This is a genomic window from Luteibacter sahnii (assembly GCF_034063545.1).
Lineage (GTDB): Bacteria > Pseudomonadota > Gammaproteobacteria > Xanthomonadales > Rhodanobacteraceae > Luteibacter > Luteibacter sahnii.
Window position 1 is genome coordinate 776,089 of record NZ_JAQLOK010000001.1, and the last position, 16,742, is coordinate 792,830.

19 protein-coding genes are annotated in these 16,742 nt (G+C 68.0%); 11 read left to right on the forward strand and 8 right to left on the reverse strand.

What is annotated here, in order from left to right:
• Nucleotides 1-72: 72 nt before the first annotated feature.
• A complete protein-coding gene (locus PI246_RS03595; RefSeq protein ID WP_320549913.1) occupies nt 73-633 on the reverse strand; it encodes an EF-hand domain-containing protein in 561 nt (186 codons plus the stop codon).
• Nucleotides 634-721: 88 nt separating this feature from the next.
• Between PI246_RS03595 and PI246_RS03600 the strand changes: the two genes are divergently transcribed.
• Nucleotides 722-2,020: a winged helix-turn-helix domain-containing protein gene (locus PI246_RS03600; protein WP_320549914.1), complete on the forward strand. Its 1,299-nt coding sequence runs from the start codon at nt 722-724 to the stop codon at nt 2,018-2,020.
• Here PI246_RS03600 and PI246_RS03605 read toward each other — a convergent pair.
• Nucleotides 2,017-2,502, reverse strand: coding sequence for a hypothetical protein (locus PI246_RS03605; RefSeq protein ID WP_320549915.1), 486 nt, complete (start codon nt 2,500-2,502; stop codon nt 2,017-2,019). The genes PI246_RS03600 and PI246_RS03605 overlap by 4 nt on opposite strands.
• A gap of 323 nt (nt 2,503-2,825) precedes the next feature.
• Here PI246_RS03605 and PI246_RS03610 point away from each other — a divergent pair, with 323 nt between their 5' ends.
• From PI246_RS03610 to PI246_RS03630, 5 genes are all read left to right on the forward strand, one after another.
• Nucleotides 2,826-3,035, forward strand: coding sequence for a cold-shock protein (locus tag PI246_RS03610; RefSeq protein ID WP_320549916.1), 210 nt, complete (start codon nt 2,826-2,828; stop codon nt 3,033-3,035).
• Nucleotides 3,036-3,357: 322 nt separating this feature from the next.
• Complete coding sequence (gene cspE / locus PI246_RS03615) at nt 3,358-3,561, forward strand: transcription antiterminator/RNA stability regulator CspE (RefSeq protein ID WP_320549917.1); 204 nt, start codon at nt 3,358-3,360, stop codon at nt 3,559-3,561.
• Nucleotides 3,562-3,656: 95 nt separating this feature from the next.
• On the forward strand, nt 3,657-4,568 hold the full coding sequence (locus PI246_RS03620; protein ID WP_320549918.1) for an alpha/beta hydrolase family protein: 912 nt from the start codon (nt 3,657-3,659) through the stop codon (nt 4,566-4,568).
• 5 nt (nt 4,569-4,573) lie between these two features.
• Entirely contained in the window at nt 4,574-5,452 is an 879-nt protein-coding gene (locus PI246_RS03625) for a pirin family protein (RefSeq protein WP_320549919.1), read from the forward strand.
• A 26-nt stretch (nt 5,453-5,478) separates the two neighbouring features.
• Complete coding sequence (locus PI246_RS03630) at nt 5,479-5,784, forward strand: DUF962 domain-containing protein (RefSeq protein ID WP_320549920.1); 306 nt, start codon at nt 5,479-5,481, stop codon at nt 5,782-5,784.
• On the opposite strand, the gene cqsA is transcribed toward PI246_RS03630, so the two are convergent.
• From cqsA to PI246_RS03650, 4 genes are all read right to left on the reverse strand, one after another.
• The gene (gene cqsA / locus PI246_RS03635; RefSeq protein WP_320549921.1) at nt 5,771-7,036 is read right to left on the reverse strand and encodes an alpha-hydroxyketone-type quorum-sensing autoinducer synthase; all 1,266 of its coding nucleotides are present in this window, start codon (nt 7,034-7,036) and stop codon (nt 5,771-5,773) included. The genes PI246_RS03630 and cqsA overlap by 14 nt on opposite strands.
• Before the next feature lie 147 nt (nt 7,037-7,183).
• Entirely contained in the window at nt 7,184-8,221 is a 1,038-nt protein-coding gene (locus PI246_RS03640; protein WP_320549922.1) for a response regulator, read from the reverse strand.
• Nucleotides 8,221-9,600, reverse strand: a complete 1,380-nt coding sequence (locus tag PI246_RS03645; protein ID WP_320549923.1) for a sensor histidine kinase — start codon at nt 9,598-9,600, stop codon at nt 8,221-8,223. The genes PI246_RS03640 and PI246_RS03645 overlap by 1 nt, the downstream gene beginning before the upstream one ends.
• Before the next feature lie 2 nt (nt 9,601-9,602).
• Nucleotides 9,603-9,995, reverse strand: coding sequence for a cytochrome C (locus tag PI246_RS03650; RefSeq protein WP_320549924.1), 393 nt, complete (start codon nt 9,993-9,995; stop codon nt 9,603-9,605).
• Between the two features lie 94 nt (nt 9,996-10,089).
• Between PI246_RS03650 and PI246_RS03655 the strand changes: the two genes are divergently transcribed.
• Nucleotides 10,090-10,872: a tRNA threonylcarbamoyladenosine dehydratase gene (locus PI246_RS03655; protein ID WP_320549925.1), complete on the forward strand. Its 783-nt coding sequence runs from the start codon at nt 10,090-10,092 to the stop codon at nt 10,870-10,872.
• 43 nt (nt 10,873-10,915) lie between these two features.
• Here PI246_RS03655 and PI246_RS03660 read toward each other — a convergent pair whose 3' ends face one another.
• The gene (locus PI246_RS03660) at nt 10,916-11,962 is read right to left on the reverse strand and encodes an aminotransferase-like domain-containing protein (protein WP_320549926.1); all 1,047 of its coding nucleotides are present in this window, start codon (nt 11,960-11,962) and stop codon (nt 10,916-10,918) included.
• 21 nt (nt 11,963-11,983) lie between these two features.
• Here PI246_RS03660 and PI246_RS03665 point away from each other — a divergent pair, with 21 nt between their 5' ends.
• Nucleotides 11,984-12,256, forward strand: a complete 273-nt coding sequence (locus PI246_RS03665; RefSeq protein ID WP_320549927.1) for a GIY-YIG nuclease family protein — start codon at nt 11,984-11,986, stop codon at nt 12,254-12,256.
• Here the strand turns inward: PI246_RS03665 and PI246_RS03670 are convergent.
• Entirely contained in the window at nt 12,226-12,642 is a 417-nt protein-coding gene (locus tag PI246_RS03670; RefSeq protein WP_320549928.1) for a DUF3224 domain-containing protein, read from the reverse strand. The genes PI246_RS03665 and PI246_RS03670 overlap by 31 nt on opposite strands.
• A 41-nt stretch (nt 12,643-12,683) precedes the next feature.
• On the opposite strand from PI246_RS03670, the gene PI246_RS03675 reads away from it, so the two are divergent.
• The 3 genes from PI246_RS03675 (at nt 12,684) to PI246_RS03685 (ending at nt 16,738) form a co-directional block, all read left to right on the forward strand.
• Nucleotides 12,684-13,544 (forward strand): 2OG-Fe(II) oxygenase, encoded by an 861-nt coding sequence (locus PI246_RS03675; RefSeq protein WP_320549929.1) that lies wholly within the window; start codon nt 12,684-12,686, stop codon nt 13,542-13,544.
• A gap of 75 nt (nt 13,545-13,619) precedes the next feature.
• On the forward strand, nt 13,620-15,833 hold the full coding sequence (locus PI246_RS03680) for a M1 family metallopeptidase (protein ID WP_320549930.1): 2,214 nt from the start codon (nt 13,620-13,622) through the stop codon (nt 15,831-15,833).
• Entirely contained in the window at nt 15,830-16,738 is a 909-nt protein-coding gene (locus PI246_RS03685) for a hypothetical protein (RefSeq protein WP_320549931.1), read from the forward strand. The genes PI246_RS03680 and PI246_RS03685 overlap by 4 nt, the downstream gene beginning before the upstream one ends.
• Nucleotides 16,739-16,742 lie beyond the last annotated feature (4 nt).

Consider the following 16,742-nt stretch of genomic DNA (forward strand, 5'->3'; position numbering starts at 1 on the left):
CGTATGAGAAACGTGGATGAACAAAGGGAGGGCCCAAGGCCCTCCCTTTGCGGATGTCACCCGATGGTCGGCTTACTGGCCGGGTGCACCGGAGTGCTTGAGCCACTTTTCGTATTCGGCCTTGCTGATGCGACCGTCGCGGTTTGAGTCCGCGTATTCGAAGTCATTGGCGAGCAGCGGATAGGCCGCGGCTTGGGTCGGCGTGATGCCGCCCTTGCCGCCCGACAGCGTCTTGAAGTCGGGGGCCGGGCCGGCCGGGGCCGCCGGGCCCGGACCGCTGTTGACGGTCACCGGGCCTTGCGGGGTTTTCATGGTGTCCGAGGTGGTGTCCGGACCCATGGCGCCACCCGGGGGCGGCGGAGGCGGCGCGTCCGAGGCCGGCGGCGGCAGGCTGCCCGCGGGCGGATGCGGCGGCGGCGGGGGCGGCGGCATGCTGCCCGGCGCCGACGGCGGGGGCGGCGGCATCTGACCCGGGGGCGGCGGCGGGGTGGCTTCACCCGGCGGCGGAGGCGGGACCTGCTGCTGCGGCATGTTCGACGGGGCCGGATCGGCCGGCGGCGGCACCTGGGCGAACGCTGCGCCGGCCAGCAGCAGCGAAGCGCCGAAGGCGACGGCACACACTTGCTTCTTCATGGAAAGCCTCCTCATTGGTGAGCGTGACGAGTAGCCGCGAACGCCCTCGTTCGCGACGACGTTGCCGACGCTAACAAGGCGCGATTTAATGGTGGCCCAACTGAAAAAAGGCCTCACCGTGGCATCACGCGTATCCGACGATTCTTCGACGCGACGCGTGATCGGCCTGTCCCAACGCTCGGCGCAACGTCTTCACCTGCACGCGCAGGGCCTGCTACGGCGCCCCTCCCGCAAGGCCCGCGTCGCCGACGTCGATGACGCGATCTCGCGCATGGCGCTGTTGCAGATCGATACGATCCACGTCGTCGCGCGCAGCCCTTACCTGGTGCTGTTCTCGCGGCTGGGCGGATATCCGCAGGGATGGCTGGACGATGCGCTTGCCGATGGCCGCATCGCGGAGTGCTGGGCGCACGAGGCGTGTTTCGTCCCCGTCGGCGAATACCGCTACCACCGCGATTACCGTCCCGGCCGCGCCAGCCACTGGGCACTGAAGAACGCGCGACGCGTCCACGCCGACGCGCGCGGGGACATGGAGGCGCTCCTGGAGCGCATTCGCCGGGAAGGCCCCGTGCGGGCTGCCGATTTCGAACGCGGTACCGCCGCCGGCACGGGGTGGTGGGGCTGGAAGCCCGAAAAACGCTGGCTGGAAGCCTGGTTCGCCCTGGGCGAGTTGATGGTGTCGCGGCGGGAGCGCTTCCAGCGTGTCTATGACCTCGCCTCGCGCGTGACGTCGCGTTGGCCGGAGCCGCCGCCGACGGAGCCGCTCGACGAGGCGACCATACGTCGGCATTTCATCCTGGCCAGCGTGCGTGCGCTAGGTATCGCGAAGGCCCGTTGGATCGCGGATTATTTTCGTCTGCGCCTCCGGGTCACCGCGGACGAGCTCGCGCCGTTGGTCGATCGCGGGGACCTCATCGAAGCGACGGTCGACGGCTGGAACGAACCGGCCTACGTGCATCGCGATCATGCCGCGGCGTTGGACCAGGCCTCGCTCGGCAGGCTGCGAGCGTCGCGCACGACCTTGCTGTCGCCGTTCGATCCCGTGGTCTGGGATCGCGACCGCGCACGCGACCTGTTCGGTTTCGATTATTCGCTCGAGTGCTACGTCCCGGCGCCGAAGCGGCGCTATGGCTATTACGTGCTTCCCATCCTGCACCGGGGCCATCTCATCGGGCGACTCGATGCCAAGGCGCATCGCCAGGAGGGTGTGTTCAGGGTGAACGGGCTGTGGCTGGAGGCCGGCGTGGAGCCGTCGGCATCGATAGTGGACGCCGTGGCGGGAGCGCTACGCGAGTGCGCGGCGTGGCATGGCACGCCGCGCGTCGTCGTGGCGCGGAGCGAGCCGCGCGCTCTCGCGCGACGGATCGCCGCGCTTTTGCGCGATTAGGGCGAGGTGGACGCCGGCGCGGGCGAGGGCACGTCGGCGCAGGACTTGCCGCGGAGCACGTCCTTGAGCTGGCTGGCCAGCGAGGTGCAGCGGGCCGAGAGCTGGTCGCGCATGTCCGGGTCCTGCGACTGGCGCAGCAGGCTCGTCCGCATCATGTCGTAGCGCGTGTCGATCTGGTCGCGGGGGAAGACTCCCGCGGCGAGGTGGCAGCTCTTGTAGCTGGCGAGGTATTCGTCGCAGGACGCGATGCCCGTGCTGTTGGGCAGCGGGGCATCCTTGGGCTTGGTGGCGCGGGTCGCCGCCTTGGTGGTGGTGGACGCCGTCGAGGTCGTGGTGGTGCGCGCCGGCGTGCTGGTGCTGGCCGGGCTGCTCACCGAACGGGTCGCGGTGGTCGTGCTGCGGGTGCCGTGGTCGGCGCAGGCGGCGAGCAGCGCGAGGCCGACGGCAAGCGGAACAAGGCGGGAAACGGTTGGGGTCATCATGGCGGCGGTCCCTGGTGTGGATCGGCGGAACGAAGGTGCTTGGAGGGTCGCAGGACGGCTGCGACGCGGCCAGAGCATGGGGCCAGAGGGGGTGAACGAAGTGTCAGTATGCGAACGTCCCGATTCCCGCCATCGCTATTTGCCACGGAGGAGGGTATGATCTCGCCACTGTGTTTGCCGGGGTCATAGAGTTACGTTGACCCGATGCCGCTGATCACGAATCCGCAACATCGCTTCGCTCCTCGCGTTTCCTTGCACACCAGTAATCGGTGACTTCCCATAGGTCACTGGTTTCATTCGTTATTTAGTTATTGGAGTGTTTTATGCAGGATCGTGAGATCGGCACCGTCAAGTGGTTCAACGACGCCAAGGGCTTCGGCTTCATTTCCCGTGAGAACGGTCCGGACGTGTTCGTGCACTTCCGCGCCATCCAGGGCAACGGCTTCAAGTCGCTCGCCGAAGGCGAGAAGGTTTCCTTCAAGGTCGTCAACGGCCAGAAGGGCCTGCAGGCTGAGGAAGTGAACAAGGCCTAAGCCTTTTCACACCTGAGTTTCGAAAAGGCCGGGCGGCGACGCCCGGCCTTTTTTAATGCCTTCTTCACCGATCCTGGACGCATTTGCCGTTTTTTCATAGGCCTGCCGTGATCGACGTCAAAAAATCATCGTGTGTAGGGTTTCCCCTACAGAACTTATCGCAAATGTGGTTATGATCCGATCTACTGTGTTTGCGCGGTCACGCGAGTGACCCGATGTACGCGACTCGTTTTGCGCTCCATCGCCTCACCCAGCCATGCATGCCCAGTAACGTCACCGGTCGTCATGACCGGGTTTTCGAGTTCCGATAGAGGTATGTGTAATGGCAACTGGTACGGTGAAGTGGTTCAACGACGCCAAGGGTTTCGGTTTCATCACCCAGGACGGCGGTGGCCCGGACGTATTCGTGCATTTCCGTTCCATCCAGGGCAACGGCTTCAAGTCGCTGCAGGAAGGCCAGAAGGTCGAATATGAAGTGACCCAGGGCCAGAAGGGCCCGCAGGCCGACAACGTCAAGGCCATCTGACGCCTTGCCGGGACGGCTCCGCGCCGCCCGCATGGTTTCGATTCGACTCCTCCGGGTCCTGACCCGGGGGAGTTTTTGTTTCGCAGCAGGCCTTCATGCGCGACGATCCCCCCGACGCCTCCGTCCTGAGGCAGATCCTTCCCCTCACCATGGCCGACGGCGCGCGCGCCGAACTGCGCCTGCATCGACCGCCCGACGTGCCGCGCGCCAGCCTCCTGTGGGTGCCCGCGCTGGGCGTGGCGGCCCGCCATTACGACGCGTTTGCGCAGGCCATGGCTACCCGCGGCATCGCCGTGGGGGTGCACGAGTGGCGTGGCCACGGGTCGAGCGACCGGCGGGCAGGGCGGCGCTGCGACTGGGGCTACCGCGAGCTGCTCGGTGACGACCTTCCCCACAGCGCCGCGGCACTTCGCGCCGTGCTTCCCGACCGGCCGCTCCTGCTCGGCGGCCACAGCCTGGGCGGCCAGATCGCCTGTCTGTTCGCCGCCGCAGGCGCAGTCGCGCCCTCCGGACTGGTGCTGGTGGCCAGTGGCGCGCCGTATTGGCGTCGGTTCCGACCTTGGGTGTATCTGGCCTACGTGGCCGCGCCCCTGCTTGCCCGCTTGAACGGCCGGTTGCCCGGACGTCGGATCGGCTTCGGTGGCAACGAGGCGCGAGGTGTCATCGCCGATTGGGCCCGCAGCGGTCGCACCGGCCGCTACTCCGCCAAGGGCCATCCGGTCGACCTGGAGGCCGCCCTGCGCGGCCAGTCGGCCCCGATCGCCGCGTGGGTGTTGCGCGACGACTGGCTGGCGCCCGCGTCGTCGCTCCAGTTCCTGCTCGACAAGATGCCCGATGCATCGCGCGCCATCCACGCGATGACGCCGGCCGCGCTGGGCACCGCGGCCGACCATTTTGCATGGATGACGTCGCCCGCCGCCCTCGTCGAGCGCATCGCCGCGGCACTCCCGTGCAGGACCGCGAACGCGCACGGCGCTACGCTATGCCCCTTAGCCCCTACGGAGTGAGGCCCATGACGACCCTGTCCATCGAAGGCAAGCCGCGGGATCTCGGCGACGGTTTCATGGTGCGGCGCCTGCTGCCGCACCTGGAGGCGCGTCATGTCGGCCCGTTCGTCTTTTTCGATCACTTCGGGCCCGCGTCGTTCGACGAAGACGCCGGCCTGGATATCCGCCCACACCCGCATATCGGCCTGGCAACGGTCAGCTGGCTGTTCGAGGGTGCGATCCGCCATCGGGACAGCCTCGGCAGCCTCGTGGACATCCATCCGGGAGACGTCAACTGGATGACCGCGGGGCGTGGCATCGTGCACTCCGAGCGTACGCCGCCCGACGAGCGCCACCGCGGACATGACGTCCATGGGGTGCAGGTCTGGGTGGCCTTGCCGGCCGCCTACGAGGACACCGCACCCGAGTTCCACCACCACGGCAAGGACTCGCTGCCCACCGTGATCCTGGAGGGCGGCGCGCTGGTCGTCGTGGTCGGCACCGCGTTCGGACGCGAATCCCCGGTCAAGGTCTTTGCCCCGATGTTCCTCGTCGAAGCCCGGCTCAAGCGCGGCACGCGGCTGGCGATGCCGGACGAACACGCCGAGGTGGGCGTCTACCTCGTGGAAGGCCGGGCCCGCCTCGGCGACCTGGCGGTCGGTCCGAAGGAGATGGCGGTGAGCTTCGGCGGCGAGCGACCGGCGCTGGAGATCGAGGAAGACGCCTTGTGCATGCTTTTCGGCGGCGCGCCGCTGGATGGCGAGCGGCACCTGTGGTGGAATTTCGTCGCACGTTCGCGCGATACGATCGAGCAGGCGAAGGCCGACTGGGCCAGCGGCAACGCGGTGCGGTTTCCCCCGGTGCCCGGCGACGAGCACGAGCGTATTCCCCTTCCCAGCGATTGACCCGTATTGCGAGAGGGAGGCCATCCATGGCCCGGTTTGCCAGTTTCGGCGAGTTTTATCCCTACTATCTCGGCGAACACGCCGACGTGCGGTGTCGGCGCCTGCATGTCGCCGGCAGTAGCCTGGTGCTGGTCGTCGTGGCATCGGCCCTGCTCACCGGCCGCTGGTCATTGTTATGGCTGGCGCCGCTGGCGGGTTATGGCTTTGCCTGGATCGGCCACCTCGTGTTCGAGAAGAACCGGCCGGCGACCTTCCGCCATCCCTGGTACAGCCTGCTCGGCGACTGGCGGATGTTCGTCGACGTACTCCGCGGCCGCGTCACGCTGCGCTGACGGCCAGGACGCGTTCGCCATCGCGTTGGGCGCGCCGGCTGGCGCTCCATGCCGACAGGTTCATGTCTTCGCGCGCGTCATGACAAACCGCGATGAGCCGTTCCACGTCGTGGTCGCCCATGCCCGCGTTGAGCGTCAGGCGCAGTAGCGAGCGATTGACGGTGGTGGCGGGCGCGCTGAACACCGATCCGAAGACCCCATGGCGCTCCAGCACGTCGCGTACGTGGGCCGTCAGCCGTTCCTGGCCGGCTTCGAACGCGATGATCTGCTCGGTGCCCTCGCCGATGGGATAGCCCAACGCGGTCAGTTCGCCACGCACGTGGCGGGTGACCGCGCGTAGTCGTTCGCGGCGCCATGTTTCGCTCCGGATGACCCCGTGCGCGGCGAGCAGGCCCGCCATGTCGTGCGGCAGCAACGACGAGCTGAAGATGGCCGGCAAGGCTTCGCAACCGAAGTAATCCTTGAAACGCGTCGTGCAGGCGATGAACCCCGCGCGTGAGCAATAGGCCTTGGCGAGACTGGCCGTGATGAAGTGCACGCGGTCGTTGAGGCCGAGGCTGGCGACGAGGCCTTCGCCGTGTTCGCCGTGGGTACCCAGCGAATGCGATTCATCCACCACGAGCACGCAGCCGTGAGCTTCCGACAGGTCGGCGATGCGTTCCAGCGGAGCAACGCTGCCCTGCGTGCTGTAGACCGAATCCACCACGATGACGCCCGGCCCGTGACGCAGGAGCTGCCGCTCCAGATGGGTGACGTCGTTGTGCAGCACCGATACCGCCGTGGCGCGCGCGCTGCGGATACCCTCCCACAGCGACGCGTGCGCGAGCATGTCGACGTATACGGGGACGCGCTCCTCGGCGATCGACTGGATCAGGCCCACGTTCGCGGCAAAGCCCGACTGCGCGAGGATGCCGTCCTCGCTGCCGACGGCGCGGGCGAGTTCGCGCTCGGCACGGTGCAGGGGCTCGTCGGCGTCCTGCTGGAAGAGCGCCGACATCATCATGCCCAGGCCGCCTCTCCCGAGCGATTCACGTTGCGCCTCGATGATCGCCGGATGACCCGCGATGGCCAGATAATCGTTGCTCTGGAGCATCAACGCGTCGCTCGATGGCCGGCGACCCCGCAAAATGTGACGGCCACCCCAGTCGATCGCAACGCGTTCGTCGTGAAATCGGACGACCCTGCGCGCGACGAAATCCGGAAGCGCCGGGGAGCGCACGATCCGCTGACCTTGGGATGCTGCATGTGCCATGGTGTTTTCTCTCTCTGGTGGTTCGGGCGACACGACACCGCCCGCGCGGGGATGCGCGGAGGGCGCGCGACGACCTCGCCCGGGGTCGGCGCGACAAACGAAAAAGGCGGCCGTGGCCGCCTCGTGAATGGCCAGAGAGATGTCGAACTAGATGAAGCGCGGGCGGCTGTCGGCGGACAGGCTGAGATCCTGCTCGCGTAACCAGCTCCGGTAGGACTTCACATGCTGAAGGCGGAAGCGCTCCACGTCATCGATGAGCGCGTAGTAATACCACTGCTCGCCTGACACGGCCGTGGCGGGGTACATGTGCGATTCGGGGTTGTCCACGCCCTTGTGGTAGAACCCGTCGCGGGATGCGAACCAGGGCAGGGCCTCGCCGCTGCGAAGGGCATCGAGCACCGGGGCGGGGGCCCCCAGATCTGCCGCAATTTCATAGTGGGTACGAAGGTCTTCATCGGTCTGCACCAGCAGGAACCGGCCGATCCCCCACGCGTCGACGAGCAGCAGGCCCGTCGGGTTGCAGTGCACGTAGCACTCCACCGGCTGGAAGGTGGCGGTGACGCTCTGCAGCACTTCGCGGAACGCCGGATCGCGGAGGAACCGGAAGTTGCCCAGCGCGAGGGTTTCGGCCACGAAGGCGCTGGCACGCTCGAAGTAGCGGCGTTGCAGCTCGACGATGGCCGTCTGCAGTTTCTCGATGGCGAGCGGGTCGTTCTTGCGGATGAAGCGGTCGATCACGCCTGAGTTGAATGCGTCGATCGCGGTGGCGTCGTCGGCACGACCCGTGAGAAGAATCTTGCCGACATGCGGATTCGGCAGGCGCTTACAGAAACTTATGCCGTCCATTTCGGGCATGGCCTGGTCGACCACCACCACCGAGACCTCGGCGAAACGCTCCGGGTCGTAGACCACGCGATGGATGGAGTCGATGTCCAGCGCGACGAGTTCCTGGGTCTCCGAGGGGCGGTCTTTCCAGCGATAGAGCCAGCCGCCACCGGGCACCGGGCGGCTGCCGTTGTTGCCCAGGGTGGCCAGCGCGCTGCGGGGCGAGCTGAAGGTGCGCACGCGCACCATCGGATCGAGCAGCAGCGGCACGACGTCGAGGTATTCCTCGTGGTCGTCCACCAGCACGGTCGTGGTGGGAAAATGGAAGGGTTGGATGTCGCCCTGCGAGTTCAAGGTCATCACTGCCGGTCCCCGGAATCTGGATGCGGGAAGGTCAGGGTGAATTCGGTGAACTCACCCAGGTTCGTTCGGCAGACGATGCTACCGCCCATATGCTCCATCGCCGCGCGGCAAAAAGCGAGCCCTATGCCCAGTCCGGTGACCGTGCCGGTGCCCGCGCTATCGCTCGCGTAGGAGTAGAAACGGTTGAAAATACGGGGCAGGACGTCTGGCGGAATCCCAGGGCCGGTGTCGTGGACGCGGATCCGGTTGCCGTCGTCGTCCGGTTCGATGAACACCTCGATCTGGCCCTTGCCGGCCCGGTCGGTATGGAAAAGCGCATTCCGCAGCAGGTTGAAGAGGATGTGCACCACCAGGGTTTCTTCGCCCCGCAAGGGGAAATCGCCCGTGGGCGCCAGGGTGATCCGCTCGCGCTCGGCGCGTGATCCATAAGGGAAGCGACGCAGCGCCTGCTCGACGCAGGCCCGCGCGGTCAGCGGTACCAGGGGCACCTCGCCGATCGGCCGGGCCGAAAGCAGCAGCATGTCGATGATGGTGTTGGCGTAGGTGACCTCGCGTTCCATCACGCCGATGCTGCGCTCCAGCGCATGCAGGTTCTGCGTGCGGATGTCCGGCACCGGCAGGCCCCCCTGCTCGGCGAGCCGGTGGCTGCGCAACAGGTCGGGCATGTAACGCGCCACTGCCTTGGCGGCGATGCGCAGCGAGCCCAGGGGCGTGCGCAGCTCGTGCGCGATGTTGTTCGAGGCTGCCGTGAGCGCATCGATGCGGGACTGGTCGGCCACGTTGGACGAGACGGTGCACGTGGCGCCCCCGACCATGGCGAAGAGCAGCAGCGGTACGTATTCGAGCATCGTGCGCGTGTGCATGTGCGCCTCGGGCGACAACGCGAACACCAGGAACGCCATCAGGCTGCCCAGGGTGAACACGACCAGGAAGCTAGCGATGTCGAACAGCATCATCAGCAGCATCACGCATGCCAGGTGGGTCATCAGCCAGGCGGGCGTGGCGTTGCGTAGCGTCATGTAGCCCACGAAGAACGGCATCGCCACGGTCATGGCGAAATACCAATAGGTGGGCAGGTGCGTGCGCAGGCGTCGCGGCCACCATGGCAGCAGCGCCAGCGGGATGAACGTGGCGCTGCAGATCAGCCGCATGGGCAGGTTTTCGTACGGCTGCGGAAACAGGTAAGCCCACACCGGGTAATAGACCGCCAGGCAGAAGCTGCCGACCACGCCGATCGCTACCATCTTCGGTTGCGAATACCGCGTGCGCAGGAACATCGTGGTTTCGAAGCGCGCCATGGCGCGAAGCAGCAGCCAAAGCTGCATCTTCACGAAGGGCTTGCGTTCGACCGGTGCGGGCTCGGGGGGTGGCGACATCGTTACCGGTACCGGCGGTGGCAGGATTGGCAGGCGTCGTCCACCGGCCGCATCACGGTGGACAGGGCCGCGCAGGACGCCGGGGCGGCGGCGATGGCGCGGTCGAGCGCGGTGGTCAGTTGGTCGGCCGCCGGGCCGAAGCCGGCGTCGATCCCGTCGCCGAACGCCTCGCGGACGTCGCCGGCGTCTCCCCGCAGGCGGGCCAGGCGTGCCGCGATGCCCTTGGCTTCGCAGGTGCCGGCCCTCATCTGGGCATGCAGTTCTCCCGCGTGATGGGCCATCACGGCCATCACCGCCTTGTGGAACGGCACCCCCTGGCGCAGCGCCGACAGGGCGAACGTGGCGCCCATCGCCCCGATGACGAGGCCCAGGAGGATGAGGAGCAGCGCTCGCATCGGATGTCCATGGATCGTGAGACGCTGAGCATAGCCGACGGTCCGCCTGTTTCAATATGAGATGATGAACGCCTTACCCGATACCGGAATCCCCGTGAGCAGCGCCCAGGCCGAACGTTTCGCCGGCATCGAGCGGCTGTATGGCCGCGGCAGTCTCGGCCGCCTGGCCGACGCGCACGTCTGCGTCATCGGCGTCGGGGGCGTCGGCTCGTGGGCCGCCGAGGCGCTCGCCCGCAGCGGCATCGGTCGGCTTACCCTCATCGACGGCGACGACGTCTGCCTGTCCAACACCAACCGACAACTCCATGCCCTCGACGGCCAGTACGGCAAGCCGAAGGTCGGGGTGGTGGCCGAGCGCGCGCATGCCATCAGCCCCACGCTGCGCCTGGAAGCGGTGGAGAATTTCCTCACGCCGTCGAACCTCGACGATCTGCTCGATCGCGGCTACGACGTGGTGATCGACGCCTGCGACGCGCTCAAGGTCAAGCTGGAGACCATCGTCTGGTGCCGTCGGCGCAAGCTGCCCCTGGTCACCGTCGGCGCCGCGGGTGGACGGACCGACCCGACATTGATCCGGGTACGCGACCTCTCCCGCACCGAACACGACGCCATGCTCAGCCTGATCCGCAAGAAGCTCCGCCAGGAGCATGGCTTTCCGCGCAACCCGCAGCGGTTCTTTGGTGTGTCCGCCGTGTACTCGATGCAGAACGTGCGCTACCCGCAGCCTGACGGCAGCGTCTGCGGCGTGCGGCCGGCCGGCGCGGATGCCCTCAAGCTCGACTGCGGCGGTGGACTGGGGGCCGCCACCCATGTCACCGGCGCGTTTGCCTTCGCGGCCGTGGGTAAGGCGCTCGAAAAGCTGACGACGCCAGCCTGACATCGCCGGCCAGGGCCGCCACCGCACACGGGCCGGTAGACCGTCAGGTCGCGCGGCCCGCCAGGACGGCCGCTACCCGGCGCAGCGCGGTCTCCAGTCGCACGGGGTCCTCCTCGGCGGCGAGGCTGAGGCGGATGCCGCCGTCGGCCGGCGTCACCGCGACGCCCACCGCTCGCGAATCGGCGACGATCCTGTCCGCATCGTGCCGGGGTAGCCATGCGTGCAGGGCGTCCGCCGTGACCAGCCGATCGCCCAGGAGCGCCCGGGCTGTCGCGTTGCGTTCGCGTAACGCGTCGCGCAGGTCGCGGAGCAGGGCGTCGGCGGTGCCGTCCATCAGCCAGCCGGCAATCACCGACGGCAGCAGGAGGGGCAGGCCATCGCTTTCGCGGGCGATATCGGCGACGGCGGCGTCGCGACGCGCGTCGTCCGGAAGCAGCAGCCAGCCGATGCGCAGGCCGGGCCCGAGCACCTTGCCGATGCCGCCCGCGTGCAGGCAACGATCGGGCAGGAGGCTGGCGAGCGGCGTCGGTCGCTCGCCGGCGACGAGGGCCGAATAGACGTCACCCTCGATGACGGTCAGTCCGTGCGCCGCCGCGACGCCGGCGATCTCGCGGCGGCGTGCCAGCGGCTGGGTGACCGTGGTCGGATTGTGCAGCGTGGGCTGTACGTAGAGGGTGCGGGCGCCGTGCACGACGATCGCGCGTTCGAGGGCGGCCGGGCACAGTCCGTCGCCGTCCATGTCCACCGCGACGAGGCGTACGCCCCAGGCGTCGGCCGCGGCGCGGAATCCGTGATAGGTAAGGCGCTCCACCAGCAGCGCGTCGCCCGGGCGGCAGCACAGGCGCAAGGCGAGCATGAGCGCATGGCGCGCACCCAGGGTCAGCACGAGGCGCCGCGCATCCAGGGTGGTGTGGCCGCCGTGGCGGCGCATCCACGCCGCGATCGCTTCGAGCGTCGGGGCGTCCCCCCCGGGTGCGGGGTAACCGAGCATCCGTGCGTCGACCGGCGCACGGGCGAGGGCGTCACGCAGGCGTGCGGCGACGTGCTCGCGCAGCGGTAAGTTGACCGCGAGGTCGTAGGGCGCCGTCAACGCGGGTTACCCTTGGCGCCCATGTGGTGCGTGTACCTCATCGAATGTCGCGACGGCAGCCTGTACGCCGGGATCACCAACGATCTCGACGCGCGATATGCCGCGCACGTCGCAGGCAAGGGGGCGCGCTACACGCGGTCTCATCCGCCGGTGCGGTTGCTCGGGTGTCGCCCGTTCGCCGACCGATCGGCCGCATCGAAGGCGGAGTACGTCCTCAAGCGTCTTCCGCGGCACCGGAAGCTTGCCTGGCTGCTCGGCGAGGCTCAGTGCACGTCTCCGCCAGGCAGTGCGTAGGTAAGCGTGTAGGTGTGCGTGCCGTCCGCGGCGATCTCGATGTCGAGCGTGCCGCGGATCCCCTTGAGTTCGCCGCTGCCCGAGTCGGGCACGATGTCGATGCGTAGTTCGCGCTCCGCCGCCGACATGATGCCGCGATGGACCAGGGCAAAACTGCCGCTGCGTCCGTCCAGCGTGCCGGTGAGCCGTTCGACCGCGGCGTAGGCGGCGGAACCCTTCTCGGTGACGCTGCTGGCCGAGATCATCTGGCCGTGCGATTCGGCGTCGAGCGGCCCGTGATAGCGCTTGCTGAGCACAAAAGCGGCCAGTGCACTGCCTTCCCCTTGATCGGGCGTGCCGGACGGCTCGAGACGGACGTCGAACGTGCCTTGCGCGGTGTGGTTCATGGGGCTACCGGTCCGGTTCGTGTAGCGGATAGGATGACGGCATGGTCGCCGTGGAACGACAACACACGAAGGTTACGCCCGATTGGCACCGCTGGATAGCGGAGTCGTTGCAGGCGGGCGCGCGTGCGGTGGACATCCTCCAGACCATGCTCGACAACGGATTCACCGAGCGCGCCTCGTGGCAGGCCATCGACGATGCGCTGATGGCCGCGCCACCGGAGGACGCCGCCATCGGCGACCGGCCCTCGTTCGACAGCCGGCTTGCCGACGGTCACGTCATCGACGCCGGCGACCGCGCCGTGCGCGTGGTCACGCGCATCGCCCGGCCCGTGGTCGCCGTGCTCGACGGGGTGCTGTCGCCGGAGGAATGCGCGGCCTTCCGCGGGATGGCCGCCGAGCGCCTGCACCGCTCCACGGTGGTGCACAAGGAAGACGGTCGCAACACGGTCATGGACATCCGCACCAGCGACGGGGCGTACTTCCAGCGCGCCGAGAACGAACTGGTGGCCCTGGTAGACCGTCGCGTGTCCGCCCTCATGCGGCTGCCCGAAGACCACGGCGAAGGCCTGCAGGTGATGCGTTACGGCATCGGCGGCGAATACCAGCCGCATTACGACTATTTCGATCCGTCGGACAAGGGCAGCCAACCGCACCTGGATGCGGGCGGCCAGCGCATCGCCACGCTCATCATGTACCTCAACGATGTCGAGGCGGGCGGCGAAACCGTGTTTCCGCGCATCGATTTCAGTTACGTGCCGAAGGAAGGGCAGGCCCTCTACTTCGAATACGATATGCCCGAGGGTCGGCTCGATCCGCTGACGTTGCACGGTGGCGCGCCGGTGACGCAGGGAGAGAAGTGGATCGTCACCAAATGGATGCGGGAGCGCGCCTTTTCCGGTTGAGGGAAAGGCACCCCCCGTGCGTGCTCCAGCGGCTCCGGCCGTCGCGTCAACCGATCGTCTTCAGGGGAAACATCGATGCGCCGTGAGGCATCCGGATTCGTCCGCCACGTTGCCGTGGGCCTGCTCGCCTGCGCGAGTGCCAGCTTCGCCCAGGAGGCACCGCTGCCGGCGCCGGCACCCGCCGGCAGCGTCGCGCCCCCTGCGGACATTCCCTTCGTGGCGGCCGACGCGGCCTACGTTCGCACGCCGAGCGCACCAAACGCCTGGGGTGGTCCGCGCACGGGGAACGAGCCGACGTTATCGGACCGGGTAGTGTCCTACCGCATCCAGGCCCGTCTTGATGCGGCGCGGCATGCCGTGGACGGGCGCCAGCAGCTGACCTGGCGTAACCGCAGCGATCGTTCCGTCGGCGCGGTGTTCCTGCACCTGTATCTCAACGCGTTCGAGGGCGAAGGCAGCCTGTTTTTCACCGAGCGTCGCCTGCTGGCCGACGACGATACGAGGGGCCTTGCACAACTGAAGAAGGGCGAGTGGGGCTATATCGATCTGGGCACGGTGGAGCAGGATGGCGCACCGCTGACGTGGCGCTACGTGCATCCCGACGGCGGCCCCGACACCGACCACACGGTGGTGCGCGTGGACCTGGCCCGGCCGGTGCCGCCCGGCGGTAGCGTGTCCCTGGACATGGCGTTCCATGCGCAACTGCCCAAGGTGGTGGTGCGCACCGGCCACGTCGGCGACTTCAACCTCGTCGCCCAGTGGTTTCCGAAGATCGGCGTACTCGAGCTCCCGGGCGAGCGCGGCGCCACGCAGCCACGCTGGAACGTGCACGCGTTCCATTTCAACAGCGAGTTCTACGCGGACTTCGGCGACTACGACGTCCGCCTGAGCGTGCCGAAGGATTACGTGGTGGCCGCCGTGGGCGAGCAGCAGGGGCCACCGGTGATCGAGGGTGCGGAGGCCACCTGGCATTTCGCGCAGGGCGACGTGCACGACTTCGCGTGGATGGCCGCGCCCGGTTATCTCGCCCGCGAAACCACCTGGTCGGGACCGGGCAGCCCGCCGGTGAAGGTCAAGGTGGTCTATCCGCCGGACTATGCCCACGTCGCGGGGCCCGTGCTGAAGGCCGCCACCGATTCGCTGACCTGGTTTTCGGACACGCTTGGCCCGTACCCGTATCGCACCGTGACCGCCGTGGTGCCGCCGTTCAACGCCGACGAAGCCGGCGGCATGGAATACCCCACGTTCTTTACGGTGGATCACGCGCGCCGGGTCGACGCCGGGACGCTGGACCAGTACCTGATCGACTTCGTGACCATCCACGAGTTCGGCCATGGCTACTTCTACGGGCTGCTCGCCTCGAACGAGTTCGAGGAGCCGATGCTCGACGAAGGGCTCAACGAGTTCTGGGACGACCGCATGCTCCGCGCGCGCGACCAGCGCGTCCATCTCACCCGGCGTGGGTGGCGCCTCTTTGGCATCGATCCGGCCGTGGACGTGTTCTCGATCGAGCGCATGGGCGCCGCGCTCGGGGCGCCGGCCGATCCGCTGGGCCAGAACGCGTGGGACCGCCTGTCGAGCGACGGCTACGGCACGGTGTATTCGCGCACGGCTACCGCGATGCACGACCTGGAAGCGCGGCTGGGCAAGCACGTGCTGGAGAAAGCGTTCCGGCAGTACTACGCGACATGGCACTTCCGTCATCCGGCCATCGGCGACCTCCAGCAGGTGCTGTCCGATGTCTCGGGACAACCCGCCGTGGTCGCGGATGTGTTCGACAAATACGTTTACGGCACGGCGCGCATCGACGACCGCGTGACAGGTATCGACAGCGTCGAAGTGCTGCCGCTCGCCGGATCGTCCGTGCGCGACGGCGAGCGGATCGATATCGGCCAGGACGTCAATGACGCGGCCATCGCGCGACAGCGCGAGGCGTGGGCGCATGCGCATCCCAACGCGAAGGAGGGTACCGGTCCGTTCCCTTGGCGCACCACGGTAACGGTCTGGCGCGACGGCGCGAGCGTGCCGCAGATACTCAGGGTGACGTTCGCCGACGGCTCGACGGACACCGTGCCCTGGAACGACGACCGGCGCTGGGCACGCTTCACCTTGACCCGCGGCGCGCAAGGCGTGTCGGCCGAGCTCGACCCGCAAGGGGCGGTGCTGCTGGATGCGAACAAGCTCAACGACAGCCGCACCGTCGAACCGAACCACGCCGCGTCCACGCGCTGGAGCGCCGATATCGCCGCCCTGTTGCAGGGCCTCTACACCTGGCTGGGAACGCTATGAACACACGCACGTCACGCTCGGCGGTCGCCGCGCTCGTCCAGGGCGCCATCGCCGCGATGCAATGGCGCCTGTGGCTGCTCTGGGTGCTCATCAGCCTGCTGCCGACCCTGCTCGTCGCGTTGCCGCTATGGACCACGCTCGACGGACTGCTCGGTTATTCGGTGCACGCCGACGCCTGGGCATCGCACCTGGACGGGTGGATGATGGCCGACGTGACCCAGGCACTCGGCGGCAGCGACTGGCTCACGCCCACGGTCGCCGCCGGGGCGTTGCTGACGTTGCTGTTGTCGCCGTTCCTGGCCGCTATGGCGGTCAGTGCCGGTCGCGCGGGTAGGGCGCTCGGCTTCGGTGCCTTGTTGCAGGGGGGCGCGGCCGACTACGGGCGCCTGCTCCGGCTCTACGTACCGGCACTCCTGCCTTACGGGCTCGTCGTGCTCGCGGGCAGGGCGGTGATGCCGATGGCCGACCGACACGTAGAGAGCGCGTTGTCGCAAGGCCGAGCCGACCTCTACCACGACGCGGCGCTTGCGCTGGTGGTGCTGTGCTTCGTGATCGCGCAGGCGATCGTCGAATCAGCCCGCGCCCAGTTCATCGCCGACCCGACCCTGCGATCGGCGCTGCGCGCGTTCGGACGGGGCGTCGTGCAGTTCGTCCGGCGACCGTTCGCCTGCCTCGGTATCTACCTTGTGATCACGCTGTTCGGCGGAGGGCTGGATGCGTTGGTCGCGGCGTGGCGCGGACACGTGACGGCTGCCGGGAGCGGGGTGGTCTGGGGTTTCGTGGTGGTGCAACTGGGGGTGATCGTGGTCGCGTGGATGCGCACCGCGCGGTTGATCGCCTTGTCCGGGCTCACTGCCGGCACCGCGACGCAGCGGCGCCGCTCGGCGCTGGCACCCGCCTTCTGAAGGG

Bases quoted from the DNA above. Each gene is read 5' to 3' on its own strand.
- cspE (WP_320549917.1), top strand. From the start codon at position 3,358: ATGGCAACTGGTACGGTGAAGTGGTTCAACGACGCCAAGGGTTTCGGT.
- PI246_RS03675 (WP_320549929.1), top strand. From the start codon at position 12,684: ATGGTCGCCGTGGAACGACAACACACGAAGGTTACGCCCGATTGGCAC.
- PI246_RS03620 (WP_320549918.1), top strand. From the start codon at position 3,657: ATGCGCGACGATCCCCCCGACGCCTCCGTCCTGAGGCAGATCCTTCCC.
- PI246_RS03650 (WP_320549924.1), bottom strand. From the start codon at position 9,995: ATGCGAGCGCTGCTCCTCATCCTCCTGGGCCTCGTCATCGGGGCGATG.
- cqsA (WP_320549921.1), bottom strand. From the start codon at position 7,036: ATGGCACATGCAGCATCCCAAGGTCAGCGGATCGTGCGCTCCCCGGCG.
- PI246_RS03600 (WP_320549914.1), top strand. From the start codon at position 722: ATGGTGGCCCAACTGAAAAAAGGCCTCACCGTGGCATCACGCGTATCC.
- PI246_RS03640 (WP_320549922.1), bottom strand. From the start codon at position 8,221: ATGACCTTGAACTCGCAGGGCGACATCCAACCCTTCCATTTTCCCACC.
- PI246_RS03625 (WP_320549919.1), top strand. From the start codon at position 4,574: ATGACGACCCTGTCCATCGAAGGCAAGCCGCGGGATCTCGGCGACGGT.
- PI246_RS03665 (WP_320549927.1), top strand. From the start codon at position 11,984: ATGTGGTGCGTGTACCTCATCGAATGTCGCGACGGCAGCCTGTACGCC.
- PI246_RS03680 (WP_320549930.1), top strand. From the start codon at position 13,620: ATGCGCCGTGAGGCATCCGGATTCGTCCGCCACGTTGCCGTGGGCCTG.
- PI246_RS03595 (WP_320549913.1), bottom strand. From the start codon at position 633: ATGAAGAAGCAAGTGTGTGCCGTCGCCTTCGGCGCTTCGCTGCTGCTG.
- PI246_RS03610 (WP_320549916.1), top strand. From the start codon at position 2,826: ATGCAGGATCGTGAGATCGGCACCGTCAAGTGGTTCAACGACGCCAAG.
- PI246_RS03630 (WP_320549920.1), top strand. From the start codon at position 5,479: ATGGCCCGGTTTGCCAGTTTCGGCGAGTTTTATCCCTACTATCTCGGC.
- PI246_RS03670 (WP_320549928.1), bottom strand. From the start codon at position 12,642: ATGAACCACACCGCGCAAGGCACGTTCGACGTCCGTCTCGAGCCGTCC.
- PI246_RS03645 (WP_320549923.1), bottom strand. From the start codon at position 9,600: ATGTCGCCACCCCCCGAGCCCGCACCGGTCGAACGCAAGCCCTTCGTG.
- PI246_RS03685 (WP_320549931.1), top strand. From the start codon at position 15,830: ATGAACACACGCACGTCACGCTCGGCGGTCGCCGCGCTCGTCCAGGGC.
- PI246_RS03605 (WP_320549915.1), bottom strand. From the start codon at position 2,502: ATGATGACCCCAACCGTTTCCCGCCTTGTTCCGCTTGCCGTCGGCCTC.